This window comes from Mitsuaria sp. WAJ17, assembly GCF_014174515.1.
GTDB lineage: Bacteria > Pseudomonadota > Gammaproteobacteria > Burkholderiales > Burkholderiaceae_C > Roseateles_B.
Genome location: NZ_JACJUG010000015.1, coordinates 1 through 26,224, shown reverse-complemented (window position 1 = coordinate 26,224; position 26,224 = coordinate 1). Strand labels below are relative to the sequence as shown.

At 67.1% G+C, this 26,224-nt stretch carries 19 protein-coding genes, 1 tRNA gene and 1 pseudogene; 11 read left to right on the top strand and 10 right to left on the bottom strand.

The features are described from left to right. Window positions 1-80: 80 nt before the first annotated feature. The 6 genes and pseudogenes from typA to rimP all read right to left on the bottom strand — a co-directional run. Window positions 81-1,913 (bottom strand): translational GTPase TypA, encoded by a 1,833-nt coding sequence (gene typA / locus H5407_RS13585; RefSeq protein WP_183104994.1) that lies wholly within the window; start codon window positions 1,911-1,913, stop codon window positions 81-83. A gap of 91 nt (window positions 1,914-2,004) precedes the next feature. Further along, a complete protein-coding gene (gene truB, locus H5407_RS13580; RefSeq protein WP_183104993.1) occupies window positions 2,005-3,003 on the bottom strand; it encodes a tRNA pseudouridine(55) synthase TruB in 999 nt (332 codons plus the stop codon). A 36-nt stretch (window positions 3,004-3,039) separates the two neighbouring features. Then, window positions 3,040-3,423: a 30S ribosome-binding factor RbfA gene (gene rbfA / locus H5407_RS13575; protein ID WP_183104992.1), complete on the bottom strand. Its 384-nt coding sequence runs from the start codon at window positions 3,421-3,423 to the stop codon at window positions 3,040-3,042. A gap of 74 nt (window positions 3,424-3,497) precedes the next feature. Further along, window positions 3,498-6,467: a translation initiation factor IF-2 gene (infB, locus tag H5407_RS13570; protein ID WP_183104991.1), complete on the bottom strand. Its 2,970-nt coding sequence runs from the start codon at window positions 6,465-6,467 to the stop codon at window positions 3,498-3,500. Between the two features lie 50 nt (window positions 6,468-6,517). Continuing rightward, entirely contained in the window at window positions 6,518-7,996 is a 1,479-nt protein-coding gene (nusA, locus tag H5407_RS13565) for a transcription termination factor NusA (RefSeq protein WP_183104990.1), read from the bottom strand. Between the two features lie 125 nt (window positions 7,997-8,121). Next, window positions 8,122-8,622 (bottom strand): annotated as a pseudogene (gene rimP / locus H5407_RS13560) (ribosome maturation factor RimP); the annotation flags it as partial. 517 nt (window positions 8,623-9,139) lie between these two features. Here rimP and fabI point away from each other — a divergent pair. Then, the gene (gene fabI, locus H5407_RS13555; RefSeq protein ID WP_183104988.1) at window positions 9,140-9,919 is read left to right on the top strand and encodes an enoyl-ACP reductase FabI; all 780 of its coding nucleotides are present in this window, start codon (window positions 9,140-9,142) and stop codon (window positions 9,917-9,919) included. Between the two features lie 344 nt (window positions 9,920-10,263). On the opposite strand, the gene H5407_RS13550 is transcribed toward fabI, so the two are convergent. Next, window positions 10,264-12,522, bottom strand: coding sequence for an arginine/lysine/ornithine decarboxylase (locus H5407_RS13550; protein ID WP_183104987.1), 2,259 nt, complete (start codon window positions 12,520-12,522; stop codon window positions 10,264-10,266). 164 nt (window positions 12,523-12,686) lie between these two features. Here H5407_RS13550 and H5407_RS13545 point away from each other — a divergent pair, with 164 nt between their 5' ends. From H5407_RS13545 to H5407_RS13535, 3 genes are all read left to right on the top strand, one after another. Next, window positions 12,687-13,124 (top strand): NfeD family protein, encoded by a 438-nt coding sequence (locus H5407_RS13545; RefSeq protein WP_183104986.1) that lies wholly within the window; start codon window positions 12,687-12,689, stop codon window positions 13,122-13,124. A 48-nt stretch (window positions 13,125-13,172) separates the two neighbouring features. Beyond that, window positions 13,173-14,084: an SPFH domain-containing protein gene (locus H5407_RS13540; protein WP_183104985.1), complete on the top strand. Its 912-nt coding sequence runs from the start codon at window positions 13,173-13,175 to the stop codon at window positions 14,082-14,084. Window positions 14,085-14,224: 140 nt separating this feature from the next. Beyond that, window positions 14,225-14,315: transfer RNA gene (locus tag H5407_RS13535), tRNA-Ser, on the top strand. Between the two features lie 125 nt (window positions 14,316-14,440). Here the strand turns inward: H5407_RS13535 and H5407_RS13530 are convergent. Both H5407_RS13530 and H5407_RS13525 read right to left on the bottom strand, forming a co-directional pair. Next, window positions 14,441-15,646: a pyridoxal-dependent decarboxylase, exosortase A system-associated gene (locus H5407_RS13530; protein WP_183104984.1), complete on the bottom strand. Its 1,206-nt coding sequence runs from the start codon at window positions 15,644-15,646 to the stop codon at window positions 14,441-14,443. A 91-nt stretch (window positions 15,647-15,737) separates the two neighbouring features. Further along, window positions 15,738-17,402 (bottom strand): acyl-CoA ligase (AMP-forming), exosortase A system-associated, encoded by a 1,665-nt coding sequence (locus H5407_RS13525; protein ID WP_183104983.1) that lies wholly within the window; start codon window positions 17,400-17,402, stop codon window positions 15,738-15,740. Window positions 17,403-17,608: 206 nt separating this feature from the next. Here H5407_RS13525 and H5407_RS13520 point away from each other — a divergent pair, with 206 nt between their 5' ends. From H5407_RS13520 to H5407_RS13490, 7 genes are read left to right on the top strand one after another with little or no spacing between them, the layout of a single operon-like run. After that, entirely contained in the window at window positions 17,609-17,842 is a 234-nt protein-coding gene (locus H5407_RS13520; protein WP_404935632.1) for an acyl carrier protein, read from the top strand. 20 nt (window positions 17,843-17,862) lie between these two features. Beyond that, window positions 17,863-18,708, top strand: coding sequence for a hydrolase 2, exosortase A system-associated (locus H5407_RS13515; RefSeq protein ID WP_183104981.1), 846 nt, complete (start codon window positions 17,863-17,865; stop codon window positions 18,706-18,708). Continuing rightward, window positions 18,705-19,616, top strand: a complete 912-nt coding sequence (locus tag H5407_RS13510; RefSeq protein WP_183104980.1) for a hydrolase 1, exosortase A system-associated — start codon at window positions 18,705-18,707, stop codon at window positions 19,614-19,616. The genes H5407_RS13515 and H5407_RS13510 overlap by 4 nt, the downstream gene beginning before the upstream one ends. Before the next feature lie 21 nt (window positions 19,617-19,637). Further along, window positions 19,638-20,822, top strand: coding sequence for a hypothetical protein (locus tag H5407_RS13505; RefSeq protein ID WP_183104979.1), 1,185 nt, complete (start codon window positions 19,638-19,640; stop codon window positions 20,820-20,822). Beyond that, a complete protein-coding gene (locus H5407_RS13500) occupies window positions 20,809-21,741 on the top strand; it encodes an AAC(3) family N-acetyltransferase (protein WP_183104978.1) in 933 nt (310 codons plus the stop codon). Before H5407_RS13505 ends, H5407_RS13500 begins: the two co-directional genes overlap by 14 nt. Window positions 21,742-21,762: 21 nt before the next feature. Then, window positions 21,763-23,211: a lipopolysaccharide biosynthesis protein gene (locus tag H5407_RS13495; protein ID WP_183104977.1), complete on the top strand. Its 1,449-nt coding sequence runs from the start codon at window positions 21,763-21,765 to the stop codon at window positions 23,209-23,211. Next, window positions 23,211-24,905 (top strand): asparagine synthase-related protein, encoded by a 1,695-nt coding sequence (locus H5407_RS13490; RefSeq protein ID WP_183104976.1) that lies wholly within the window; start codon window positions 23,211-23,213, stop codon window positions 24,903-24,905. The genes H5407_RS13495 and H5407_RS13490 overlap by 1 nt, the downstream gene beginning before the upstream one ends. 344 nt (window positions 24,906-25,249) lie before the next feature. Here the strand turns inward: H5407_RS13490 and H5407_RS13485 are convergent. Further along, window positions 25,250-26,224: dihydrolipoamide acetyltransferase family protein (locus H5407_RS13485; RefSeq protein ID WP_183104975.1), on the bottom strand; the 975-nt coding region annotated here is incomplete at its 5' end.

Genomic DNA, 26,224 nt, shown 5'->3' with positions numbered 1-26,224 from the left:
CTTGCTGGAACCCCCTCTCGGAGGGGGGCTGGGGGGAGCATCATTCCTGCGCGCAGCGCATGGCGCGCGAGGATACAGCCTCAGGCTGCAGATTCGCGCGACATGCGCTTGCGCTCGTGCTCGACAAGGTAGCGCTTGCGCAGACGCACGCTCTTGGGCGTGATCTCGACCAGCTCGTCGTCGTCGATGAAGTCCACGCCGTACTCCAGCGTGAGGTCGATCGGCGGCGTGATCTTGATGGCGTCTTCCTTGCCGCTGACACGGAAGTTGGTCAGCTGCTTGGTGCGGGTAGCGTTGACCACCAGATCGTTCTCGCGGTTGTGGATGCCGACGATCATGCCCTCGTAAACGGGATCGTTGGCCTTCACGAACATGCGGCCGCGGTCGTCCAGCTTGCCCAGGGCATAGGTGAAGATCTCACCGGCGTCCATGGAGATCAGCACGCCGTTCTTGCGGCCGCCGATCTCGCCCTTGTGGGCTTCGTAGCCATCGAAAATGGAGGAGATCAGGCCCGAACCGCGCGTCAGGTTCATGAACTCGTTGGAGAAGCCGATCAGGCCGCGGGCCGGGATGCGGTACTCGAGGCGCACGCGGCCGTGGCCGTCCGGCTCCATATTGACCAGGTCGCCCTTGCGCAGACCCAGGGCCTGCATCACGCCGCCTTGGTGGATTTCCTCGACGTCAGCCGTCACCAGCTCCATCGGCTCGGACTTCACGCCGTCGATGTCCTTGAACATCACGCGGGGCTTGGACACGGCCAGCTCGTAGCCTTCACGGCGCATGTTTTCCAGCAGGATGGTCAGGTGCAGTTCGCCGCGACCGCAGACCTCGAAGACGCCGTCTTCGTCGGTTTCCTTCACACGCAGGGCCACGTTGTGCTGCAGTTCCTTCTGCAGGCGGTCCCAGATCTGGCGGCTGGTGACGTACTTGCCTTCGCGGCCGGCCAGCGGGCTGGTGTTGACGCAGAAGTTCATCGTGAGCGTTGGCTCATCGACCTTCAGCATGGGCAGGGGCTGGGGATTGACGGGGTCGGTCACGGTAACACCGATGCCGACTTCGTCGATGCCGTTGACCAGCACGATATTGCCCGGGCCAGCCTCGGTGACCTGCACGCGGTCCAGACCCTGGAAGGTCAGCACCTGGTTGATACGGCCGGTGATGGTCTTGCCATCCGGGCCTTCCATCACAGCCACGTTCATGCCGGGCTTGATGGTGCCCTGGCTGATGCGGCCCACGCCGATGCGGCCGACGAAGGTCGAGAAGTCCAGGGCCGAGATCTGCAGCTGCAACGGCGCATTGGGGTCACCCTTTTGCGGCGGCACGTGCTTGAGGATGGTGTTGAACAGGGCCGACATGTCGGGGCCCCACTGGGCGCCGGGCTCGCCCTCTTCCAGCGAGGTCCAACCGTTGATGCCCGAGGCGTAGACCACCGGGAAGTCCAGCTGCTCGTCGGTGGCGCCCAGCTTGTCGAAGAGGTCGAAGGCGGCGTTGATCACGGCATCCGGCTTGGCGCCGGGCTTGTCCACCTTGTTGACCACGACGATGGGGCGCAGGCCCAGGGCCAGGGCCTTCTTGGTCACGAAGCGGGTCTGGGGCATGGGGCCCTCTTGCGCATCGATCAGCAGCACCACGCCGTCCACCATGGACAGTGCGCGCTCCACTTCGCCGCCGAAGTCCGCGTGCCCCGGGGTGTCCACGATGTTGATGTGGGTGCCTTCCCAGGACACGGCGCAGTTCTTGGCCAGGATGGTGATGCCGCGCTCGCGCTCGATGGCATTGCTGTCCATCACGGTATCGACGACCTTCTCGTGGTCGGCAAAGGTGCCGCTCTGGCGCAGCAGCTGGTCCACCATGGTGGTCTTGCCATGGTCAACGTGGGCAATGATGGCGATGTTGCGGATTTGGGTGCTCATAAATGCTCGCTAGGTAATCGTCTTGCGGCGCGGAACCGAAGTGCCGCCGCGGGGCAGTCGTTGGGCCGGTGTGGCCGAGGAATCAGCCGGATCAGGTGCCGGGCCCGGCCAGGAGGGACTGCACCTCCTGCGGACTCAGCAGCCGATCGGCGATCAGCTCGCCGGCCTTCACGTGTGCGCTGCCCAGGAATGCTTGCGGTTCGGGCCCGTAGACCCTCACCTGCCCGGCATCTGCGGCGGCAACGCGGCGCCGCAGCCCGGAGAGGAATCGCCCGGCCTCGCCGGCATCGAGCCGGAGGGCGGGCCAGTCCTGCAGCAGGCTGTCCGGCGGGCGCAAGAGCGCCAGTCGCTCGTCTTCACTCATGGCCGCCAGGGCGTCCAGGGTGATGGCATCTTCCACCCGCAGCGGACCGCTGCCAGTGCGCCGCAGCGCGCTCAGGTGCGCGCCGCAGCCCAGCCGCTCGCCGATGTCCTCGCCCAGGGTGCGGATATAGGTGCCCTTGGTGCATCGGACGGCAATGCGGAGTTGCTGGAGCTCGACATCCTGCCAGTCCAGGATGTCGATGCGATGAATGGTGACGCGCCGCGCCGTGCGCTCGATGGTGATGCCCTGCCGTGCGTAGTCGTACAGGGCCTTGCCCTCATGCTTGAGCGCCGAGTGCATGGGCGGGACCTGGTCGATCTTGCCCGTGAAGGCCGCACAGGCCGCCTCGATCTGCTCACGGGTCACGGCCACGGGGCGTCGCTCCAGCACCTCGCCCTCGGCGTCGCCGGTGCTGGTCTTGATGCCCAGCTGCAGCACCGCCTCGTAGGCCTTGTCGGCGTCCAGACTGACCTGGCTGAACTTCGTGCCCGCGCCGAAGCACAGGGGCAACAGGCCGGTGGCCAAGGGGTCCAGGGTGCCGGTATGGCCGGCCTTCTCGGCGCGCAGCAGCCACTTCGCCTTCTGCAATGCGTCGTTGCTGGACAGGCCCAGGGGCTTGTCCAGCAGAAGCACGCCATGCACCGGCCGGCGCTGGATGCGCTGGCGCGGGGCACGGGCCGGCGCTTGGGGCGCCTGCTCGGGGGCGAGGTCGGGGGTACGGCTCAAGAGTCTCTTCTCAGGGATGGCGAGTCGGCGTGCGGCTCAGTCCTCGCGGTCGTCGTCTTCGTCCTTCACGCGGGTGGCATTGGCCTTGGCGATCAGGCTGCTCATCTCGGCCGCGCGCTCGATGCTGCGGTCGTAATGGAAATGCAGGGTGGGGACGGTATGGATCTGCAGACGCTTGAACAGACCGTTGCGCAGGAAGCCGGCGGCCTCGTTCAGCGCGGCGGCCGAGGCCTCCGGGTCACCGACCAGCACCGAGAAGAAGACCTTGGCGTGGGCGTAGTCCGGCGTCACCTCGACGGCGTTGACCGTGGCCATGCCCACGCGCGGATCCTTGAGCTCACGGATGAGCTCGGAGAGATCACGCTGGATCTGGTCGGCGACTCGGAAGCCGCGGTTGGGAATGGAACGCTTGTGTCGCATGGTGGATTCCTTTCAAGCACAAACCCCGCCGCATTGCTGAGGCGGGGTTTGTCGGCCGGGGCCCGCTTGCCTTGTTACAGCGTACGCGCCACTTCCTTGATTTCAAAGAACTCGAGCTGGTCGCCCTCGGCGATGTCGCTGTAGTTCTTGAGCTTGATACCGCACTCGAAGCCTTCCTTGACTTCCTTGACGTCGTCCTTCTCGCGGCGGACGGATTCGACCTCGCCCGTGTAGATGACGATGTTGTCGCGCAGCAGGCGGAACTTGGCGTTGCGGCGCACCAGGCCGGAGGTGACCATGGAGCCGGCCACCGTGCCGATCTTGGAAGCGACGAAGACCATGCGGATCTCGGCCGTGCCCAGAGCCTCTTCCTTCTGCTCCGGCGCCAGCATGCCGCCCATCGCTGCCTTCACCTCATCCACAGCGTCGTAGATGATGTTGTAGTAGCGCAGGTCCACGCCGTTGTGCTCGGCCAGCTTGCGGGCACCCGCGTCAGCACGGGTGTTGAAGCCGATGATGATGGCCTTGGAGGCGATCGCCAGGTTGACGTCGGACTCGCTGATGCCACCCACGGCGGCGTGCACGATCTGCACCTTGACCTCGTCGGTCGAGAGCTTGAGCAGCGAAGCGGCCAGCGCTTCCTGCGAGCCTTGCACGTCGGCCTTGATGATCAGCGGCAGGGTCTGGACATCGCCGGCAGCCATGTCGGAGAACATGTTCTCCAGCTTGGCGGCCTGCTGCTTGGCCAGCTTGACGTCGCGGTACTTGCCTTGGCGGAAGGTGGCCACTTCGCGGGCGCGGCGTTCGTCGCCCAGCACCATGAACTCGTCACCGGCCTGCGGGACTTCGGTCAGGCCCTGGATTTCCACCGGAATGGAAGGCCCGGCTTCCTGGCAGGGCTTGCCGTCCTCGTCCAGCATGGCGCGCACGCGGCCGTAGGTCGAGCCGGCCAGCACCACGTCGCCGCGCTTGAGCGTGCCGCTCTGCACCAGCACCGTGGCCACGGGGCCGCGGCCCTTGTCCAGCTTGGCTTCGATGACCAGGCCCTTGGCCATGGAGGCCACCGGCGCCTTCAGCTCCAGCACTTCGGCCTGCAGCAGGACTTGCTCCAGCAGGCTGTCGATGCCTTCGCCGGTCTTGGCGGACACGGGCACGAACGGCGAATCGCCGCCGAATTCTTCAGGCACGACTTCCTCGGCCACCAGCTCGCTCTTCACGCGATCCAGGTTGGCGCCCGGCTTGTCGATCTTGTTGATCGCCACGACCAGGGGCACGCCGGCCGCCTTGGCGTGGTGGATGGCTTCCTTGGTCTGGGGCATGACGCCGTCATCGGCCGCGACGACCAGGATGACGATATCGGTGGCCTTGGCACCGCGGGCACGCATGGCCGTGAAGGCCTCGTGACCCGGGGTATCCAGGAAGCTGATCATGCCGCGCGGCGTATCGACGTGATAGGCGCCGATGTGCTGCGTGATGCCGCCGGCTTCACCAGCGGCCACGCGGGCACGGCGGATGTAGTCCAGCAGCGAGGTCTTGCCATGATCGACGTGGCCCATGACGGTCACGACCGGTGCACGCGGCAGCAGCTCGTGTTCCTTGTCGGCGTCGGCGCCCTCCTCTTCCAGGAAGGCATCGGGATCGTCCAGCTTGGCGGGAAGCGCCTTGTGGCCCATTTCCTCGACCACGATCATGGCCGTTTCCTGGTCCAGCTGCTGGTTGATGGTGACCATCTGGCCCAGCAGCATCAGCTTCTTGATGACTTCGGAAGCCTTGATGGACATCTTGTGGGCCAGGTCCGCCACCGAGATGGTCTCGGGCACATGCACTTCCTGGATCACCGGTTCCGTCGGGGCCGAGAAGTTGCTGTTGCCACCGCGGTCGTTGCGGTCACCACGGCGGCCAGCGCCACCCTTGGGAGCACGCCAGCCCGGCGTACGGGCGGCACCGGCAGGAGCGGTGTCGCCACGGGTCTTGAGGCCGCGCTTCTTGGCGGCGTCGTCGGCCCAGCTGGACGAGAGCTTCTCGCTCTTCACGGACTTCTTGTCGCCCGGCTTGGCGCCCGCGCCGGCATTGGCGGTGGCGGGAGCTGCTGCGCCAGGAGTGCCCGGCTTCTTGTGGATGGTGCCCTTGATTTCCTTGGCGGGTTCAGCGGGCTTGGGCTCTTCCTTCTTCGCGACCAGCACCTTCTTGGGTGCGTTCATCATCGCGCGGATGGCTGCTGCCTCGGCCTCGGCGGCCTTGCGCCGGCGCTCGAGGTCAGCCTGGCGTTGCTTTTCGTCGGCGGCGCTGTCGCCGGCCTTGACCACGCGCAGCTGGGGCTTGGGCGGTTCGACCGGCGCGGCGGCCACAGGCGCAGGCGCCGCGGCAGCCACAGGGGCGGCGGGAGTAGCGGCGGGAGCCGGTGCCGGTGCAGATGCTGCAGGCGTGGGCTTGCCTTCAGCGGCGGCCTTGGCGGCGGCTTCAGCGGCGGCCTTGGCGGCGGCTTCAGCGGCGGCCTTGGCGGCGGCTTCGGCGGCGGCACGGGCTTCAGCCTCGGCGGCGGCACGGGCTTCCTCGTCACGGCGACGCTGCTCTTCGGCTTCGCGGGCACGGCGCTCGGCTTCCTCACGCTCGCGCATGCGCGTCGCCAGTTCCTCTTCCTGCTTGCGCAGGGCGTCGGCCTGGGCGCGGGCCTCTTCCTCGCGGCGCTGCAGCTCGGCTTCCTGCTCAGCTTGCAGATTGGATTCGTCCACGCCGGAGGCATCGTCGCGCTTGACGAACACACGCTTCTTGCGCACCTCGACCTGGATGGTGCGGGCCTTGCCGCTGGCATCGGCCTGCTTGATCTCGCTGGTCGACTTGCGGGTCAGCGTGATCTTCTTGCGTTCAGCGCTGCTGGTGCCGTGCGCGGTGCGCAGGTAGTCCAGCAGACGCTCCTTGTCGGCTTCGTTGAGCGCATCTTCTGCAGACGCCTTCTTGACGCCGGCAGCTTGAAGCTGCTCAAGCAGCGTGCTGGCAGGCCTGTTCAGCTCTGCAGCAAACTGGGCGACGGTGGTCACAGCCATGTGGGAATCCTTCTGGGTAATCTGGGTGCGAATGGTTGCGTGCCTGCGGGTCAGGCGTTGAACCAGTGTTCGCGGGCCTTCATGATCATGGCGCGGGCCTGAGCCTCGTCCATGCCGGCCAGTTCAACGAGTTCATCGACGGCCAGGTCGGCCAGGTCGTCGCGGGTATGGATATCACCGTCAGCGAGCTTGGCGATCAGGTCCGGCGTCATGCCTTCCAGATCGCGCAGGTCTTGGGACACTTCCTCGACCTTTTCCTCACGGGCAATTTCCATGGTCAGCAGCGCATCCTTGGCACGGGTGCGCAACTCGTTGACTGTGTCCTCGTCGAAGGCCTCGATCTCCAGCATTTCCTGCATGGGCACATAGGCCACTTCTTCCAGGCTGGTGAACCCTTCGGCGATCAGGATCTCGGCCACTTCCTCATCGACGTCAAGCTTATCGACGAAGAGCTTGCGGACCGATTCCGACTCCTGAGCTTGCTTGGCGGCCGATTCCTCGGCCGTCATGATGTTGATGCGCCAGCCCGTCAGCTCAGAGGCCAGGCGCACGTTCTGGCCGCCGCGACCAATCGCGATGGCCAGGTTCTCTTCGTCCACGACCACATCCATGGCGTGGCGTTCCTCGTCCACCACGATGGACTGGACGTTCGCAGGCGCCAGAGCGCCGATCACGAACTGGGCCGGGTCTTCCGACCACAGCACGATGTCGACGCGCTCGCCGGCCAGCTCATTGGTCACGCCGTTGACGCGCGAACCACGCACGCCCACGCAGGTACCGATGGGGTCCACGCGCTTGTCGTGCGAGAGCACGGCGATCTTGGCGCGCGAGCCAGAGTCGCGGGCGCAGCTCTTGATCTCCAGCAGGCCCTGCTCGATCTCGGGCACTTCCTGGGCGAACAGCTCCTTCATGAACTCGGGGCTGGAGCGCGAGAGCATGATCTGCGGACCACGCTGGGTAGGGTCCACGCCCAGGATCACGGCACGCACGCGGTCGCCGGTGCGCAGGTTTTCCTTGGGGATCATCTCATTGCGGCGCAGGCGGGCTTCCACGCGGCCGGACTCAGCAATGATGTCGCCCTTGTCCAGGCGCTTGACGGTGCCAATGAAGATCTTCTCGCCGCGCGAGAGGAAGTCATTCAGCAGCTGCTCGCGCTCGGCGTCACGGATCTTTTGCAGGATGACCTGCTTGGCGGCCTGCGCGCCGATACGGCCGATGGGCACGGACTCGACGGGCTCCTCGATGTGGTCGTCGATCTCGATGTCGGCGATCTGCTCCTGGGCTTCGAAGAGCAGGATCTCGGCGTCGGCGTTCTGCAGACCGGCCTCGTTGGGCACGACGTGCCAGCGGCGGAAGGTCTCGTACTCGCCGGAGTCTCGGTCGATGGCCACGCGGATATCGACCTCACCGCCATACAACTTCTTGGTGGCCGAAGCCAGGGCCGCTTCAACGGCACCAAACACCACATCGCGCTCCACGCTCTTCTCGCGGGAGATGGCGTCCACCAGCATCAACAGTTCGCGGTTCATTGATCGAGACCTCCGTCAACCTTGTCATCCTGATCGGCAGTCTCGACAGACTGCCTGGCCTTGGCGTTGCTCTGCTTTTTCTTCGCAGGCTTCGCGGCCTTGGCCTTCATTGCTGCGGCCTGCCCGGGAGTGGCAGCGCCCTTGGGGGCGGCATTGCGCCCCTTGAAAGTAATTTCCGGCACCAGCTTGGCGCTGCGCACCTCGTCCAGCGCAAAGTCCAGCGCCTGCTCGGTCTTGCCATCGTTGAAGACCACGCGCCAGCCCTCGCCTTCGGAAGACAGGACGCCGCGGTACTTCTTGCGGCCCTGGAAGGCCTCGCGCAGGGTGATCTCGACCTCGTGGCCGGAAAAGCGCTGATAGTCAGCGAGCTTGTTGAGCGGGCGATCCACCCCCGGCGAGGACACCTCGAGCCGGGCGTAATCTGCACCTTCCACCTCGAGCACGTACTGCAACTGGCGCGTCACGCGCTCGCAGTCATCCACCGTGATCACCGCACCGGCCAGTGCCTGCTCAGGCAGCTTGTCGATGTAGACGCGCAGCAAACCACCGGCACTGCGTTCGCAGTCCACCAGCTCGTAACCCAGGCCGGTCACGGTTTTCTCTACAGCAGCTTGCCAATTCGTCATGCGTTGGGTGTGGGCTTCTAGTCTCTCGAGGAGCAAAAAACAGCAATCAAAAAGCGCCTGAAGCTCTGCCGCACGGGCACGTTGACTCGGCTTTCACCGGGCCAGCGCGGACTCCCCGCACCGCAGAGCACTCAAGCGGTCGCTCGACCGACAACCCGCGCTTCAAAAGAGCTCAGGCCATCAACCAAACAGAAAACTTCAGAACAAAAGTTCCATCGCCAGATCAAGCAAAAAAAATGGGCTGGAAAAATCCGCCCACATCTGAGCACCGTTCAAGTTCATGAAGGCGCCCCTCTGCACGTCGCCCGATGGCATCCTGGCGTGTTCTCAGGAACTTCGGGTGCTTTTCAGCACACGATTCAGTCCACGAACCAAGCCGCGCATCCAGCGTTTCACTTATTCAGCGAAGCCAGGATTGTACTATGCAAGCACCATGCCCGCAAGAACCCGGCTTGCCCTGAAACGAGGCCGTGCGAGAATCCCGCGCTGATTTGAACATTGATACCAAGGAGCAGACATGGGATTTCTCGCCGGCAAGCGCCTGCTGATCACGGGCGTCCTTTCAAACCGGTCGATTGCCTATGGCATTGCCAAGGCCTGCCACCGCGAAGGCGCCGAGCTGGCCTTCAGCTACGTGGGCGAACGCTTCAAGGACCGCATCACCGAATTCGCCGCCGAGTTCGACTCCAAGCTGGTCTTCGAATGCGACGTCTCCAGCGACGAGCAGATCGACAGCCTTTTCGCACAACTGGGCGAGGTCTGGCCCGAGTTCGACGGCTTCGTGCATTCCATCGGCTTCGCCCCGCGAGAGGCCATCGCCGGCAATTTCCTGGACGGCCTGACGCGCGAGAATTTCCGCATCGCCCACGACATCTCGGCCTACAGCTTCCCGGCCATGGCCAAGGCCGCGGCCCCGCGCCTGCGCTCGGGCGCCTCGCTGCTGACCCTGTCCTACCTGGGCGCAGACCGCTACGTGCCCAACTACAACACCATGGGCCTGGCCAAGGCTTCGCTGGAGTCCAGCGTGCGCTACCTGGCCTACGCCCTGGGTGAGCGCAACATCCGCGTCAACGGCATCTCCGCCGGCCCCATCAAGACCCTGGCCGCATCGGGCATCAAGAACTTCGGCAAGCTGCTGACCCAGTTCGCCGCCACCACGCCCATCCGCCGCAACGTGACCATCGAGGACGTGGGCAACACCGCCGCCTTCCTCTTCTCCGACCTCTCGGCCGGCATCAGCGCCGAAATCATCTACGTCGATGGCGGCTTCAACCACGTTGCCCTGTCTGGGGAGTGACCCCCCTACCGGCTTCGCCGCCCCCCCCCCCCCCCCCCAAGGGGGGCGAGCTTGAGGGCCCGGCGGAGCCGGATCCCCAAGCTCCGCTGAGGAAACAAAACGGGACCCAAGTTCGGGTCCCGTTTTGTTTTTCCGGACACGCGCTTCGGGCTCGACAAAGGGAACTCGACCGAGACCCGGGGCAGGCCACCAGCGCAGCAAGCTACACGCAGACAAAACAAAACGGGACCATCGAGTCCCGTTTTGTTTTTCAGTCACGGAGCTTGGGGATCCGGCTCACGCCGGGCCCTCAAGCTCGCCCCCCCTGGGGGGCCGGCGAAGCCGGTAGGGGGGGGGGGGGGGGGTCATCCCTTGACACAATCGACGAAGTAGTGCGACTTGCCGTTCTCGTCCTTCTCCTCAACCAGGCCGTGCACATCAGTGGCAAAGCCAGGGAACTTAACGTTGAACTCGCGGGTGAACTTCAGGTAGTCCACGATCTTCTTGTTGAAGCGCTCACCCGGGATCAGCAGCGGGATGCCGGGCGGGTACGGCGTCAGCAGGGAGGTCGTGACGCGGCCTTCCAGCTTGTCGATGCCGACGCGCTCGGTGCGGCGATGCGCGATGTGCGCGTAGGCGTCACTGGGCTTCATGGCCGGCTCAAGGTCCGAGAGGTAGACCTCGGTCGTCAGGCGCGCGATGTCGCCCTGGGCATAAGCCTCGTGGATGCTCTGGCAAAGGTCGCGCAGGCCCATGCGCTCGTAGCGCGGCTGGGCAGCGCAGAACTCCGGCATGATGCGCCACAGCGGCGCGTTGCGGTCGTAGTCGTCCTTGAACTGCTGCAGCGCGGTCAGCAACGTGTTCCAGCGGCCCTTGGTGATGCCGATGGTGAACAGGATGAAGAAGGAGTACAGGCCCGTCTTCTCCACCACCACGCCGTGCTCGGCCAGAAACTTGGTGACGATGCTGGCGGGAATGCCGGTCTTGGCAAACTTGCCGCTCATGTCCAGCCCCGGCGTGATCACCGTGGACTTGATCGGATCCAGCATGTTGAAGCCAGAGGCCAGGTTGCCGAAACCGTGCCACTTCTGGTTGGCCTTGAGCATCCAGTCCGCGGGCTTGCCGATGCCCTCATCGACGAGCTTGTCCGGCCCCCAGACCTTGAACCACCAGTCCTTGCCGTAGTCAGCCTCCACCTTGCGCATGGCGCGGCGGAAGTCCAGGGCCTCGGCGATGCTTTCCTCCACCAGGGCCGGGCCGCCTGGTGCATCCATCATGGCGGCCGCGACATCGCAGCTGGCAATGATGGAGTACTGCGGACTGGTCGAGGTGTGCATCAGGTACGCCTCGTTGAACAGGTGCTTGTCCAGCTTGACGTTCTGCGCATCCTGCACAAGCACCTGCGAGGCCTGGCTGATGCCCGCCAGCAGCTTGTGCGTGGACTGCGTGGCGTAGACCATGGCCTCCTTCGGGCGTGCGCGGTTCTTGCCCATGGCATGGTAGGAGCCGTAGAAGGTATGGAAGGCTGCATGCGGCAGCCAGGCTTCGTCGAAGTGCAGGGTGTCGATCCAGCCGTCCAGCTTCTGCTTGATAGTCTCGGTGTTGTAGAGCACGCCGTCGTAGGTGCTCTGGGTCAGCGTCATGATGCGCGGCTTGACCTTCTTGGCGTCCACCCCCTTGAGCAGCGGGTTCTTGGCGATCTTCTTGCGGATGTTCTCCGGCGCGAACTCGCTCTCGGGGATGGGTCCGATGATGCCGTAGTGGTTGCGCGTGGGCGTCATGAAGACCGGCACGGCGCCGGTCATGATGATGCTGTGCAGGATGCTCTTGTGGCAGTTGCGGTCCACCACCACCACATCGCCCGGGGCCACCGTGTGGTGCCAGACCATCTTGTTGGACGTGGACGTGCCGTTGGTGACGAAGAAGCAGTGGTCGGCATTGAAGATGCGCGCAGCATTCTTCTCAGACTCCGCCACCGGGCCCGTGTGATCCAGCAGCTGGCCCAGCTCCTCCACGGCATTGCAGACGTCGGCGCGCAGCATGTTCTCGCCGAAGAACTGGTGGAACATCTGACCCACGGGGCTCTTCAGGAAGGCCACGCCACCGGAGTGGCCCGGGCAGTGCCAGGAGTAGGAGCCGTCCTGGGCGTAGTCCATCAGCGCCTTGAAGAAGGGGGGCGCCAGGCCGTCCAGGTAGCTCTTGGCCTCGCGGATGATGTGACGTGCCACGAACTCCGGCGTGTCCTCGAACATGTGAATGAAGCCATGCAACTCGCGCAGCACGTCATTGGGCAGGTGCTGCGAGGTGCGGGTCTCGCCGTAGACGTAGATGGGGATGTCCGCGTTCTTGAAACGGATCTCCTCGATGAACTTGCGCAGGTTCAGCACCGCCGGGTCCAGCTCGGGACCGGGGGTGAACTCTTCATCGTCGATCGAGAGAATGAAGGCGCTGGCCCGGCTCTGCTGCTGGGCGAACTGCGAGAGGTCGCCATAGCTGGTCACGCCCAGCACCTCGAAGCCCTCCTTCTGGATGGCGTCGGCGAGGGCACGGATGCCCAGACCCGAGGTGTTCTCGGAGCGGTAGTCCTCGTCGATGATGACGATGGGGAAACGAAAACGCAGCATTTCAGGGCCCTCCGGGAACACGGGCGAAAAATCAAAGGCGCGAAGTGTAGGGCTAGGAGCTGACAGCGCAAGATCCAATTTCGCTTTGTCGCACAAACAGAACGGCAAGCCGGCAAAAGCCGGGCGATACACTCAGTTCACATCATGAAATAAAGGAGGACGAGATGGGATTCAACGCTTCGACCTGGTGGTGGATTGCCACCGGCATCCTGGTCGCCACGGAACTCTACACAGGCACCTTCTACCTGCTGATGCTGGCCATTGGCACGGCCTGCGCAGCCCTTTCGGCCCATGCCGGCCTGGCCAGCGTAGGGCAGATGCTCACCGCCGCCCTCATCGGCGGCCTGGCCGTCACGCTGTGGCACCGTCGCCAGTTGGCCCTCCGCAGCCATGAGCCGCAAGCCACGGCGAGCCACAACCCGGACGTGCTGCTGGACATCGGCCAGCAAGTGCAGGTGGATGCCTGGCAGCCCGGAGGCCATGCCACCGTGCGCTACCGCGGCACCAACTGGCAGGCCCGCTACACCGGCAGCGCCACGCCGCAGTCCGGCATGCATACCATCCGCGGCGTCGATGGCAGCACGCTGCTGCTGGACGCCTGAACCCCTGCCCTGCCCCGATCCATTCGTCAAGAAACCCAAGGAGGATTCATGGAACTCATCGCGCTGGTGATCCTCATCGCCGCAGCCATTTTCGTTATCCAGTCCGTCAAGGTCGTGCCGCAGCAGAACGCCTGGGTGGTCGAGCGCCTGGGCAAGTACCACGCCACCCTCACCCCGGGTCTGAGCTTCCTGGTGCCCTTCGTGGACCGCCTGGCCTACCGCCACTCGCTGAAGGAGATCCCGCTGGACGTACCCAGCCAGATCTGCATCACCAAGGACAACACCCAGCTGACGGTGGACGGCATCCTGTACTTCCAGGTCACCGACCCCATGCGTGCGAGCTACGGCTCCAGCAACTACATCATCGCCATCACCCAGTTGGCCCAGACCACCCTGCGCTCGGTGATTGGCCGCATGGAGCTGGACAAGACCTTCGAGGAGCGCGAGATCATCAACAGCGCTGTGGTGCAGGCTCTTGACGAGGCCGCGCTCAACTGGGGCGTCAAGGTGCTGCGCTACGAGATCAAGGACCTGACCCCGCCCGCCGAGATCCTGCGCGCCATGCAGGCCCAGATCACGGCCGAACGTGACAAGCGCGCCCTGATCGCCGCCTCCGAGGGCCGCCGCCAGGAGCAGATCAACATCGCCACCGGCGAGCGCGAGGCCTCCATCGCCCGCTCCGAGGGCGAGAAGCAGGCCGAGATCAACAAGGCCGAGGGCGAGGCCGCCGCCATCCTGGCCGTGGCCGGTGCCAGCGCCGAGGCCATCCGCCAGATCGCCGCGGCCATCCAGTCGCCCGGCGGCGAGCAGGCCGTGCAGCTGAAGGTCGCCGAGAAGGCCGTCGAGGCCTACGCCCAGCTGGCCCAGAAGAACAACACCATGATCGTGCCCAACAACATGAGCGAGGTCTCCGGCCTGATCGGCACGGCCATGGCCCTGATCAAGGGCGCCAAGGCCTGATGCGGCAGGCGCCCCGGCCCGGCCACCGGCCGGCCGGGCGCCCTCGCCAAGGGTCCTCCAGACAGCCTCCAGAGAAATTCTTCAAAAATTTGCTGAACTTTCCTGGAGCGCCAAAAAACTACGCTATGATGGCGGGCTTCGGAGAGATGGATGAGTGGTTTAAGTCGCACGCCTGGAAAGCGTGTGTGGGTTAACAGCCCACCGCGGGTTCGAATCCCGCTCTCTCCGCCACCCATTCGATAGAAACGGGCCCCAGACAACAGTCGGGGCCCGTTTTCATTTCTGGCTCAGCGGATGCCTGGCTCAGCAGGTGCAAGGCCCCACGCGAGCCCCAACACGAGCCGTCCGGCAGCAGCTCAGACCAGCACCTCCAGGCAACCCGGATGCCCCAGAAAGCCCTGCGGGCTCGCGCTGGCCCCGTAGGCGCCCGATTGGTAGACCACCACCAGGTCCCCCTCCTGCGCCGCCGGCAGCATCATGCGCTCGGCCAGCAGGTCCAGCGGCGTGCACAGGGGCCCCACCACATGGACGGATTCGGTGGCCGGTTCGTCCATGCGGTTGCCGATGGCCACCGGGTAGTTCTTGCGTATCACCTGCCCGAAGTTGCCGGAGGCCGCCAGGTGGTGATGCAGGCCGCCGTCGGTCACGAGAAAGACCTGACCCCGCGAGACCTTGCGGTCCAGCACACGGGCCACATAGAGTCCCGCCTCGCCCACCAGGTAGCGCCCCAGTTCAAGCACCAGATGCGCCTCGGGCATTTCGCGCCCTGCCCTGCCCTGCAGCTCGGCCAGCCTGGCGGCCACAGGGCCCAGGTCCAGCGGCTGCTCGCCGGGGAAATAGGGAATGCCGAAGCCGCCGCCCAGGTTCAGGTGGCGCACCGGTGCGGGCGCATGAGCAGACAGACGCAGGGCCAGCTCGTAGCTCAGCCGCTGAGCTTCGCAGATCGCCTCGGCGCGCAGGTTCTGCGAGCCCGCGAAGAGATGAAAGCCCTCGAACTGCAGGCCCAGGCGGCCGATCTCGGCCAGCAGGCGCGGCACCTCCTCGGCGTCCACGCCGAACTGCTTGGGCCCGCCGCCCATGCGCATGCCCGAGCCCTTGAGCTCGAAGTCGGGATTCACGCGCACGGCCACGCGGGCCGCCCGGCCCAGGTCCTGCGAGGCCTGCGCGAGCAGGGGCAGCTCGCGGAAGGACTCCACATTAACCAGCACACCCGCCTCCACCGCGGCATGCAGCTCCTGAGCCCGCTTGCCCGGCCCGGCGAAGCTCATGCACCGAGGATCAGCGCCCTGTGCCAGCGCCAGATGCATCTCGCCGGCGGAGGCCACGTCGATGCCATCCACCAGGCCCACCATGCAACCCACCAGAGCCGGCAGCGGGTTGGCCTTCATCGCGTAGTGGATGTGGATGCCCGTGGGCAGCGCGGCGCGCAGCTCGGCCACGCGCTGCGCCAGCAGGGCTCGCTCGTAGACGTAGAACGGCGTCTGCCCGAGCGCCGCCGCTAGCTCGCGCAGGGACTGCCCGCCGACGATGAGGTCAGCGCCCTTTGCCGGAAACTGGCGCATCGGCGCATGCATTGGCAGGGCGCGGGCGGGAGGAGCAGCGGAGGTGGTGTCCATTGGAGGCGATGGGGAGGAGAGGAAGGGAGCGACGCGATCAGTCCTCGGCCGCCAGGGCCTGCTGCTGCAGGCGCTTGCGATCGATCTTGCCATTGGGATTGCGCGGCAGCGGGCCGCTCGCGGCCAGCAGGCGCGAGGGCAGCATGTATGCCGGCATGTGCTTTCTACAAAAGGCCTGCAGCGCGGCCGGGTCGGCCTCGGTGCCCTCAGGCGGGCAGAACACCACCTCGATGCACTGCCCCAACTGCTCATGCGGCATCCCGTAGGCTGCGCATTCGCCCACCAGCCCGGATCGGTACAGCAGTTCCTCCACTTCCACGGGGCTGACGCGGTAGCCCGAGGTCTTGATCATCTCGTCGCGCCGGCCAATGAAGTAGAGGAAGCCTTCGGCATCGCGCCGTACGGTGTCGCCCGAGAACACGGCGTACTCCGGCAGCTGCAGGCCCGCCTCGCGGCCTCCGACGCCCGCAGGCAGGGGCTTGTAGCGCTCGGCCGTCTTCTCGGCGTCGTTCCAGTAGCCCAGGCCCACCAGCGGGCCGCGGTGCACCAGCTCCCCGGGCTCGTCGGCCTCGCAAAGGCTGCCATCCTCCCGCAGCACCAGGATCTCGGCATTGGGGATGGCGCGGCCGATGGAATCCGGCCGGCGGTCCACCTCGGACGGCGGCAGGTAGGTCGAGCGAAAGGCCTCGGTGAGCCCGTACATCAGGAAGGGCGCGGCCTGCGGCAGGCGCTCGCGCAGGCGGTCCAGGGTCTCCCGCGGCATGCGGCCGCCGGTGTTGGCGAAGTAGCGCAGGCTGCGGCCGGCGCCTTCGGGCCAGGCCAGTTGGGTCAGCTGGATGTACAGCGGCGGCACGGCGGTCAGGCCGGTGATGCCCTCGCGATCCAGGGCCTTGAGCACATCGCGCGGCATCAGGTAGTTCAGCAGCACCACCTTGGCGCCGACCAGGAAGCCGGTGCTCAGCTGGCTGAAGCCTGCGTCGAAAGACAGGGGCAGCGCCGCCAGCAGCACATCGTCCGCATGGTTGCCCAGGTACTGCGCCACGCTCTGCGCGCCCAGCACCAGGTTGCGGTGGGACAGCACCACGCCCTTGGGCTTGCCCGTGCTGCCGGAGGTGTAGAGGATGGCAGCCATGTCGCTGTCCAGCACGGGCGCTGCGGCCTCCTGCGGGCGCGCATCGTGCAGCTCCGTCCAGTCGTGCAGGCGCAGCGCGGGCGGCAGGGCCAGCGCGTCGGGCCGCGCGTCCACCAGCAGGACCTCGCGCAGGGCCGGGCAGTCCGGCAGCACCTCGACCAGGGACTGCAGGCGCGCACCGGCCGTGACCAGCACGCGCACGTCACAATCCCGCAGGATGTGAACGACCTGCTCCGCCTTCAGCACCGGATTGACCGGCACGAACACCCCACCCACCGCGCCGGCACCGAAGCAGGCGATGACGAATTCCTGGCGCTTGTCCAGGTAGACCGCCACCCGCTCCCCGCGCGACACGCCCCGCGCGGCCAGCCAGCCGCCCATCAGGTGTAACTGTTGTGACAGGCCGCCGTAGTCCAGGGCGCCACCATCCCCTCCCAAGGCCAGCGCTGCAGGCCGGCAGCGCGCCTGCTGGTGGACCAGGTCGGCGAGCAGCCGCGGCGCCGGGAAGCCCGGCTGGCCGGGGCTGAGGGCGAAGACTGGGGCGAGGACTGGGGCGACGGTCTCTTGCATGATGCGGCGATTGTCCCCGAGTCCGTCGGCCGACCAAGGGTCTGCGGCGAGGCACTCGCCAGGGTCACCTCCCTTGGGATGAGGGGGCCCGCCCCCCGGGAACTGGAGGGCGCCCCCGGGTAAGATTCGGCCGCCTTCCCTGGCGCCCGGTCTTCCCCGGGCGCCCTTTTTCCTTTTCCGGTCGTCCCATGTCTCCAGCTTCGCACGTGCTCCGCCTCCTCGACGAAACGCTCGGCCTCCAGGGCCGCGCCGCGCAGTTCGATGCGCAGACGCCCCTGCTGGGCGCCCTGGCCGAACTGGACTCCATGGCCGTGGTGAGCCTGATCACCGCACTGGAGGAACAGCTGGGCATCAGCATCGGCGACGACGAGATCGATGGCCAGACCTTCTCGACCGTGGGCGCCCTGACCCGCTTCGTCGAAGCCAAGCTGGCGGCCTGAACCCTCCGCATCAGCAAGCCATGGACGCCGCCACAGCCTTCTTCCTGGAAAGCCGCGATGGCAGCCTGCGCTATGTGAACCTGTTCAAGCCCGCGCCCGGCACGCCCGGACGCGGCCTGGTGCTGCTGGTCCCGCCTTGGCTGGAGGAACTCAACCGCAGCCGGTGCATGCTGGCCCTGGGCGCCTACTCCCTGCGTCAGGCTGGCTTTACCGTGCTTTGGCCCGATCTCTTCGGCTGCGGGGACAGCGCCGGCGAGCACGGTGAGGCCCGCTGGCAGACCTGGCTGGAGGATCTCGACCTGGCCCTGGACCGCCTGCGCCAGGAAGGCGAGCCGGACAGCCCCCTGTGGCTGTGGAGCCTGCGCAGCGGCGCCCTGCTGGCCAGCGACTTCGCCCACCGCCGCCAACTGGCCTGCCACTGGCTGCTGTGGCAGCCCCAGCCCAGCGGCGAGCAGGTGCTGCAGCAGTTCCTGCGCCTGCGGCTGGCCTCCGACATGGGACGTGGCGTGCGCAGCTATGCCGACACCGCCGCCATGCGCCAGGCCTTGCAGGAGGGCCAGGCCCTTCATGCCGCGGGCTATGTGGTCCGCCCCGAACTGGCCCTGCCCCTGGCCGCGACGCAGCTCAAGCCGCCCGGCGGCGTGGCCGGCGCGCGCCTGGTCTGGGGCGAGATGGCCAGCGCTGCCACCCAGACCCTCGGGCCCGCCAGCCGCCAGCACATCGAGGCCTGGCGCGCGGCCGGCTACCAGCCCAGCACCCTCTGCGTGCAGGGCCCGCAGTTCTGGGCCAGCCAGGTGCCCGCCCTCAGTCACGGCCTGGTCGAGGGCAGTCTGCGCGCCCTGTGTGCCGAGGAGTCCTTCGCATGAGCGGCCACACCAGTGTGATCGAGCAGGTCTGCCCGGTGAGCTGCGAAGGCCTGAGCCTGCCCGGCATCCTCAGCCTGCCGCCGGCCGGCCGGCCCCGTCTGGGCGTGATCGTGGTGGTGGGCGGCCCGCAATACCGCATCGGCGCACATCGCTTCTTCGTCAGCCTGGCCCGCCAAATGGCCGGGCATGGCGCGGCCGTCCTGCGATTCGACCATCGCGGCATGGGCGACGCCCTCGGCCTTCCTCCCGGATTCGAGCACCTGGACCCCGAGATCGATGCCGCCATCGCGGCACTGCAGCAGGCTTGCCCCACGGTAGACCGCGTGCTGTTATGGGGCCTGTGCGATGGCGCATCTGCCGCTCTGCTCCATGCCCGCCGCGGGGATGCGCGCGTGGCCGGTCTGCTGCTGGCCAATCCCTGGGTGCGCAGCGAACACAGCCTGGCCCAAGCTCGCACCCGCCACTACTATCCCGCCCGCCTGGCCAGCGCCGATTTCTGGCGCCGCCTGCTGAGTGGCCAGGTGCGCTGGAGCAGCCTGCGCACCGCCTTAGGGGCTCTGGGTGGCAGCCTGCGCCGCAGTGCCGCCGCCAATGGGGAGCCCGGCACCGACTTCCGGGCCGGCATGCGCGAGGGTCTGGCCCATTTCCAGGGTCGGGTGCTGTGCCTGCTGTCCGGGGCCGACCTCACGGCCCAGGAATTCTCCGAGACCCTGCGCGAGCCCGGCTGGGCCGCGCTGGCCAGCCGTCCCGGCTTCAGCCTGCAATGGCTGGACGGGGCCGACCATACCTTTTCCGATCCCGAGCACCGGGCCGCCGCGCTGAACCTCAGCGCGCAGTGGCTGCAGGACTTTCAGGCCCCCGTGGCCACGCCCAGCGCCAGCCCGGCCGCGGATCCCGCCGTCATCTGAATCAAGAGGGAGTGACACCGCATGTTGAACGCAGCCAAACAGGTTCTCCGCAACTGGCGTGAGCAGGCCAGCCTTCCGGCCGAGGCCAAGGCCGAAGCCGCCAAGGATGCGCGCGGCCTGCCCGCTCAGGACCCCGGCATCGACGCGGCCGTGAAGGCGGCTCTGCAGTGGCTCAAGCGCGCCCAGGACCAGTCGGCCTCGCACGATGGCGGCGTCGCCCGGGATTTCAGCCTGAAGTCGGGCTGGGCCGTCTCCTACCCCGAGACCACGGGCTACATCGTCTCCACCATGATCGACTGCGGTCAGCGCTTCCAGGACGCCGACTCCCTGGACCGCGCCCGCCGCATGCTGGACTGGCTGGTGTCCATCCAGTTCCCCGAGGGCGGCTTCATGGGCGGCAAGATCAACGCCACGCCGCGCGTTCCCGTCACCTTCAACACCGGGCAGATCCTGATCGGCCTGGCCTCGGGCGTCGGGGCCTTCGGTGAGCCCTACCTGGCCCCGATGAACAAGGCCGCGGCCTTCCTGCGTGACTCGCTGGACGCCGACGGCTGCTGGCGCAAGCACGCCACGCCCTTCGCCGAGCGCGGTGACAAGACTTACGAGACCCATGTTTCCTGGGGCCTGTTCGAGGCCGCCCGCCACGTGCCCGACCGGGGCTATGCCGAGGCCGCCCTGCGCCAGGTCGAGTGGGCCTTCACCCAGCAGCAGGCCAACGGCTGGCTGGCCAACTGCTGCCTGAACATCCCCGCGACGCCGCTGACCCACACCCTGGGCTATGCCCTGCGCGGTTTCATGGAAGCCCACCGCTTCACGCAGGACGAGCACATCCTGCGTCGCGCCATCAAGACCGCCGATGGCCTGATGACGGCCCTGCGCCCGGACGGCTTCATTCCCGGCCGCCTGAAGCCGGACTGGTCGGCCGCGGTGGACTGGTCGTGCCTGACCGGCGAAGTCCAGATCGCACACAGCTGGCTGATGCTCTACGAGCTGACCGGCCAGCAGAAGTACCGCGATGCCGCCAAGCTGGCCAACCGCTACGTGCGCCGCGCCATCTCCATCGACGGTCCCGAAGACCAGCGCGGCGGTGTCAAGGGTTCCTTCCCGGTGGACGGCGACTACGGCCAGTGGGAGTACCTCAACTGGGCAGCCAAGTTCATGATCGACGCCAATCTGCTGGAGCAGGACATCGATGGCCGCGCCTGACCTCAAGGAGCGCATCAAGGCGCCCCTGCGGCGCCTGCTGAACGCCTGGCGCGCCCGACGTCGCAGCGCCGAGCTCAAGGCCGAACAGCCGCACACCAGCAAGGCGGAGATCGTCGCCGGCCTGCGCGCCATGGGCATCGTCCCGGGCGACACCGTGATGCTGCACTCCTCGCTGAAGAGCCTGGGCTATGTGGAGGGCGGCCCCACTGCGGTGCTGGAGGCCATCCATGAAGCCATCAGCCCTGGCGGCACCCTGGTCGTGCCCACCTACTACCTGCCCGGCGGCACCATCTACGCCACCTGCCAGATGCAGGGCTATGTATTCGACCCGCGCGAGCACGGCTCCAACCTGGGCGCCCTGCCCGCAGCCTTCCTGAAGATGCCCGGCATCCGCCGCAGCATCCACCCGACGCACTCGGTCTCGGCCCTGGGGCCGCTGGCCGAGGACATCGTGGGGCAGCACCACCTCGCAGCCTCGGTCTGCGGCCGGCTGTCCCCCTGGGAGCGCTGCGTTCACCACAAGGCCAAGATCCTGGGCCTGGGCATCAGCATGGGCCCGGTGACCTTCTATCACCTGGTCGAGGACCTCATGGACCAGCGCTTCCCGCTGCCGGTACGCATGCGCGAGACCTTCCAGATGCCCTGCAAGGACTGGCAGGGGCGCGACATCACGGTGCCGGTACGCCCGCTGGACCCGGCCTTCCAGGGCCAGCGCATCGACCACAAGTCCCGCGCCGACCTGCGTCAGCATTTCTACGACCGATACCTGAAGGCCGGCATCCTGCATCCCGGCCAGGTGGGGCCGGCGCGCTCCTGGTGGATCCGCGCCGACGAGTTCTACCGCCACCTCGAGCAGGACGCGCAGCGTGGTCTCACCATCTACACCACGGCCGAGGAGCTGTCGCGCCTGCCGGCCTGAGCCCGGGCGCAGATGCCATCGATGCAGATACGCGATCGCTTCCTCCATGGCCTGAAATGGTCCGCCATCGGCAAGCTGCTGAGCCAGTTGCTCAGCTGGGGCTCCACCATCGTGGTGATGCGCCTGCTGCAGACCAGCGACTACGGCTTGATGGCGATGACCATGATGGTCATCACCCTGCTGTCCAACCTCAATGAGTTCGGCTTCGGCTCAGCCCTGGTGCGCGGCGAAACCCTGGACCGCCGGACCTGCGGCGCCGTCTTCGGGGCCATGCTGGTGGTGGCCACCGCGCTCAATGGGGCGCTGTGGCTGGGCGCCGCGCCGCTGGCGCACTTCTTCAATGACCCGCGGCTGGCGGAGCTGCTCCGACCGGCCGGGCTGATCTTTCTCATCTCGGCACTGAGCACGGTGCCAGAGTCCGTGCTGCGCCGGGAGATGGACTTCAAAGCCATCGCCTATGCCGACATCGCGGCCGTCATCGCCACCAGCCTCAGCGCCCTGGGCCTGGCCTATGCCGGCAAGGGTGTCTGGGCGCTGCTGCTGGGCAACCTGGTCGGCGCGGCGGTGCGCACACTGCTGCTGCACCTGCAGTCGCATACGCGGGTCTGGCCCAATGCCGACTTCCAGCAGCTGCGCGGCCTGCTGTCCTACGGCAGCAACCTGACGGCCAGCCGCTTCACCTGGTGGTTCATGTCCCAGGTGGACGTGCTGATCGGCGCCAAGCTGCTCAGCACGGCGGCCCTCGGCCTGTATTCGGTGGCGCTGACCCTGGCTTCGCTGCCGCTGCAAAAGTCCATGCAGGTGGTCAACCAGGTGGCCTTCAGCGCCATCGCCAAGCTCAAGAACAGCGGTCAGGCGGTGCCGCCCGAGCTGCTCAGGGGCCTGCGTGCGCTGAATCTGGCCTCCCTGCCCAGTTGCGCCCTGCTGGCCTTGCTGGCCCAGCCCCTGGTGCTGCTGGTCATCGGGCAGCAATGGGCGGATGCGGTGCTGGCCTTGCAGCTGATCGCGCTGGCCGTGCCCCTGCGCCTGTGCAGCGCCATCCTGGCCACCGCCCTCATCGCCACCGGCCACGCGGGTGCCGACTTCAGGAACACGCTCACTGGCGCCCTGGTGATGCCCCTGGCCTTTGCCGTCGGCGGCATGCTCTGGGGCGCCAACGGCCTGGCTGCCGCCTGGACGGTTGGCGTGCCCCTGGTCTTTTTGCTCAACTTCCCCCGCAGCGCCCGCTTGCTAGACTTGCCGCTGCGACCCGTGCTGGGCACCTTCCGCAACGGCCTGCTGGCCTGCCTGCCCATGGTGGGCGTGGTGATGGGCGCCGGGCGCCTCGTACCGGCGCAGCCGCTGTGGCAGCTGCTGGTGCCGGGCACGCTGGGGGTGCTGAGCTATGTGCTGGCGCTGTTCGTCCTGGACCGTGCCTTCCGGCAATGGCTGCAGGCGCAGCTGGCCTCCCGTTTGAACAAGGATTCGTAATGGCGATTTTCTTTGCGGCCGTCGGCGGCACGCCGGAGGACCTTCAGCGGCTCAAGGCCGCGGCCTCCGCAGCCCTGAGCCGTGAACTGGGCAACGCCCCCATCGAGGCCGCCGAGGCTCCCGGGCTCTTCGCCGTGTGGCACGAGCTGGGCATCTGGGCGCCGGTCTCGCACCACCGCCTGGCGGACGGCAGCCTGGCCCTGTTGGCCGGGGAGCCCATCCTGCAGCAGGACGGCCAGCGCGTCTCCCAGACCGAAGCCCTGGCCCGCTTCGCAGGCGGCGAGCTGCGCGCCCTGCTCCAGCAGTCCCACGGCACCTTCTGCGGCCTGCGCCTGGACCCGGCACACACGCGCCTGCACGCCTTCACCGACAAGCTGGGCGTACGCACCCTCTACACCGGCCAGCACCGCGGCATCCACTTCTTCACCAATGCGCGCTGGCTGCTTCAGGGCATGGGCGAGGCGATCGCGCTGCAACCCGATCCCCAGGGCGTGCTGGAGATCGCCTCCATGGCCTTCCCTCTGGCCGAGCGCACGCGCTATCTGGGCATCCGCGCCTGCTACGGCGCCGAGCTGATCGAGGCCACAGCCGCAGGCGCCCACCGCCTGACCTACCATGACTGGCAAGACCTGACCCCGCTCGATCCAGCCAAGCCGTATGAAGTCGAGCTCTACGAGACCTTCCTGCAGGCTGTGCGGGATCGCCAGGGCGAGGCTCAGGAACAGACGGCCTTCCTCTCCGGCGGAATGGACTCACGACTGATCGCCGCCAGCCTGGCCCACAGCGGCATCCGTCTCAACACGCTGAATTTCGCGCCCAGCGACACCCAGGACCTCACCTTCGGCCGCATGGCCGCCCAGGCCCTGGGCACGCGGCATTTCGAGTTCCCGCTGGGCCCGGACAACTTCGACAGCAAGCAGATCCAGACCATCTCCGCCTGGAAGGCCCAGGACGGCGGCCGCAACTTCGATCGGCGCATCTGGTCGGGTGACGGTGGCAGCGTGGGCCTGGGTCACGTCTACCTCGATGAGCAGATCGTCCAACTGGCCACGGAGCGCCGTTATGACGAGGCCGCGTCCCTGCTTTGCCGCAAGAACAAGTGGGGCGTGCCCTCTCGGGCCCTGCGTCCGCGCTATCGCGAGCTGGCGCGGCGCCTGCAGGCCGAGGTCGCCGCAGAATTGCGTCGCTGGGACCGCGTACCGGCCAAGGCCGCCTACCTCTTCCTTCTGCTCAATGACCAGCGCCGCCACCTGATCGGACACTTTGAGACCGTGCACAAGAAGGGCTTCGATTTCGCCCTGCCCTTTTTCGACGCCCGCGTCATCGCCAAGGTGCTCGCCGGCCCCAACGAGGACCTGCTGAACCACCGCGTCTACAACCGCATCCTGCTGGCCCTGCCCGGACCCATTGCCCAAGTGCCCTGGCAAGCGTATCCGGGCCACGACCCCTGCCCCATCGCCGTGCCGCAGGAGCTCAAGCTGCGCTATCAGTGGGAAGCCTGCTACGACGAGGACGACACCAAGATGCTCAAGGACCAGCACACGGCCCACTGCCTGAGCTCGGCCCTGCAGCCCAAGAGCCCCATGCTCTCGCGCGGCAACCTACTGGCGGCCTGGATGCTGACCAAGTCCGGCCTGCGCGACCAGAGCTTCTACGGCCGCTACGCCGAGGCTGTGGAGCAGGCCAGCCGCTGAGTGTTGTCCCGCGCCCTTGGGAAAGGGCGGCCTGCGCGGTCCGTGCCAACGCACTGACGCAGCGCTGCGCATGGCGCCAGCCACGCCGGGCCGGCGGGGCCGCGGGCACTGAGCCGCAAGCGGTGATGCTCGGGGCCAGGGCGATGGGACGCCACTGGAGCGCCCATGCATCGTCTACGACGCCGCGCGCGATGCCCATTCGAGGAGGCCCTCCAGCGCATCCACTCATTGCCCCATGCAAAAACGCCTTGGATTGCTCCAAGGCGTTGACTGGAGGCGACTGTCAGGCCGTTTCGGCACGGACCGCGCGGGCCGCCCCGATTTTTTCCTGAAGGCGCGAGTCCTCAGTCGATGAACAGCGTCGCCGGCGCCTCCAGCTGCGCGCGAATGGACTGGACGAACTCGGCCGCGTCCTGCCCGTCCACTACGCGGTGGTCGAAGGACGAGGACAGGTTCATCAGCAGGCGCGCCACCACCTGACCGCTCCTGAACATGGGCCGCTCGACGATGCGGTTCACACCCAGGATGCCCACCTCGGGATGGTTGATCACCGGCGTGGTGACGATGCCGCCCAGGGGGCCCAGGCTGGAGATGGTGAAGGTGGAACCGCTGAGCTCGTCTCGTGTGGCCTTGCCGGTGCGGGCGACCTCGGCCAGGCGACGGATCTCCGCCGCGCAGGACCAGAGGTCCAGGGCCTCGGCATGGCGAATCACCGGCACCATCAACCCGGAGGGCGTCTGGGCGGCGATGCCCAGGTGCATGGCCTCATAGCGGTTGACCACGCCGGCTTCGTCGTCGAAGCGGGCGTTGATCTGCGGGAAGTCGCGCAACGAGCGGCACACGGCACGCACCAGCAGGGGCAGCACCGTCAGCTTGCCACGGGTCTTGCCATGCAGGGCGTTGAGGCGTTCACGCAGGGCTTCCAGCTCGGTGACGTCCACCTCTTCCACATAGCTGAAGTGCGGGATGCGGCGCTTGCTCTCCTGCATTTTCTCGGCAATTTTGCGACGCAGGCCCGTGACCTTGCTGGCCTCGATGCCGTCGCCACGGGGCGAGACCAGGTGGCGTTCGCTGGGTCGCACCGGCGCGACCACAGCCGCTGCGCCTTCCACGTTCACGAAGGGCGAGCCGCTGCCCGGCTGCAGGCCTTGCGGATGCGCCGCCGCAAAGCCTTCAACATCGGCATGCGTGATGCGTCCGGCGGTGCCTGTGGCGCGCACCTGGGCCAGCTCCACGCCCAGCTCCCAGGCACGGCGGCGCACCGAGGGCGAGGCAATGGGGCGGGCGCCGGGCGCGGCGGCGGCGGCCGGCGCATGCAC

Coding starts and splice junctions, on each gene's coding strand:
- H5407_RS13550 (WP_183104987.1), bottom strand. CDS start 12,522: ATGCTGCGTTTTCGTTTCCCCATCGTCATCATCGACGAGGACTACCGC.
- H5407_RS13490 (WP_183104976.1), top strand. CDS start 23,211: ATGGCGATTTTCTTTGCGGCCGTCGGCGGCACGCCGGAGGACCTTCAG.
- H5407_RS13525 (WP_183104983.1), bottom strand. CDS start 17,402: ATGCAAGAGACCGTCGCCCCAGTCCTCGCCCCAGTCTTCGCCCTCAGC.
- H5407_RS13495 (WP_183104977.1), top strand. CDS start 21,763: ATGCAGATACGCGATCGCTTCCTCCATGGCCTGAAATGGTCCGCCATC.
- H5407_RS13515 (WP_183104981.1), top strand. CDS start 17,863: ATGGACGCCGCCACAGCCTTCTTCCTGGAAAGCCGCGATGGCAGCCTG.
- fabI (WP_183104988.1), top strand. CDS start 9,140: ATGGGATTTCTCGCCGGCAAGCGCCTGCTGATCACGGGCGTCCTTTCA.
- nusA (WP_183104990.1), bottom strand. CDS start 7,996: ATGAACCGCGAACTGTTGATGCTGGTGGACGCCATCTCCCGCGAGAAG.
- H5407_RS13540 (WP_183104985.1), top strand. CDS start 13,173: ATGGAACTCATCGCGCTGGTGATCCTCATCGCCGCAGCCATTTTCGTT.
- infB (WP_183104991.1), bottom strand. CDS start 6,467: ATGGCTGTGACCACCGTCGCCCAGTTTGCTGCAGAGCTGAACAGGCCT.
- H5407_RS13505 (WP_183104979.1), top strand. CDS start 19,638: ATGTTGAACGCAGCCAAACAGGTTCTCCGCAACTGGCGTGAGCAGGCC.
- H5407_RS13530 (WP_183104984.1), bottom strand. CDS start 15,646: ATGCGCCAGTTTCCGGCAAAGGGCGCTGACCTCATCGTCGGCGGGCAG.
- rbfA (WP_183104992.1), bottom strand. CDS start 3,423: ATGCGACACAAGCGTTCCATTCCCAACCGCGGCTTCCGAGTCGCCGAC.
- typA (WP_183104994.1), bottom strand. CDS start 1,913: ATGAGCACCCAAATCCGCAACATCGCCATCATTGCCCACGTTGACCAT.
- H5407_RS13500 (WP_183104978.1), top strand. CDS start 20,809: ATGGCCGCGCCTGACCTCAAGGAGCGCATCAAGGCGCCCCTGCGGCGC.
- H5407_RS13545 (WP_183104986.1), top strand. CDS start 12,687: ATGGGATTCAACGCTTCGACCTGGTGGTGGATTGCCACCGGCATCCTG.
- H5407_RS13510 (WP_183104980.1), top strand. CDS start 18,705: ATGAGCGGCCACACCAGTGTGATCGAGCAGGTCTGCCCGGTGAGCTGC.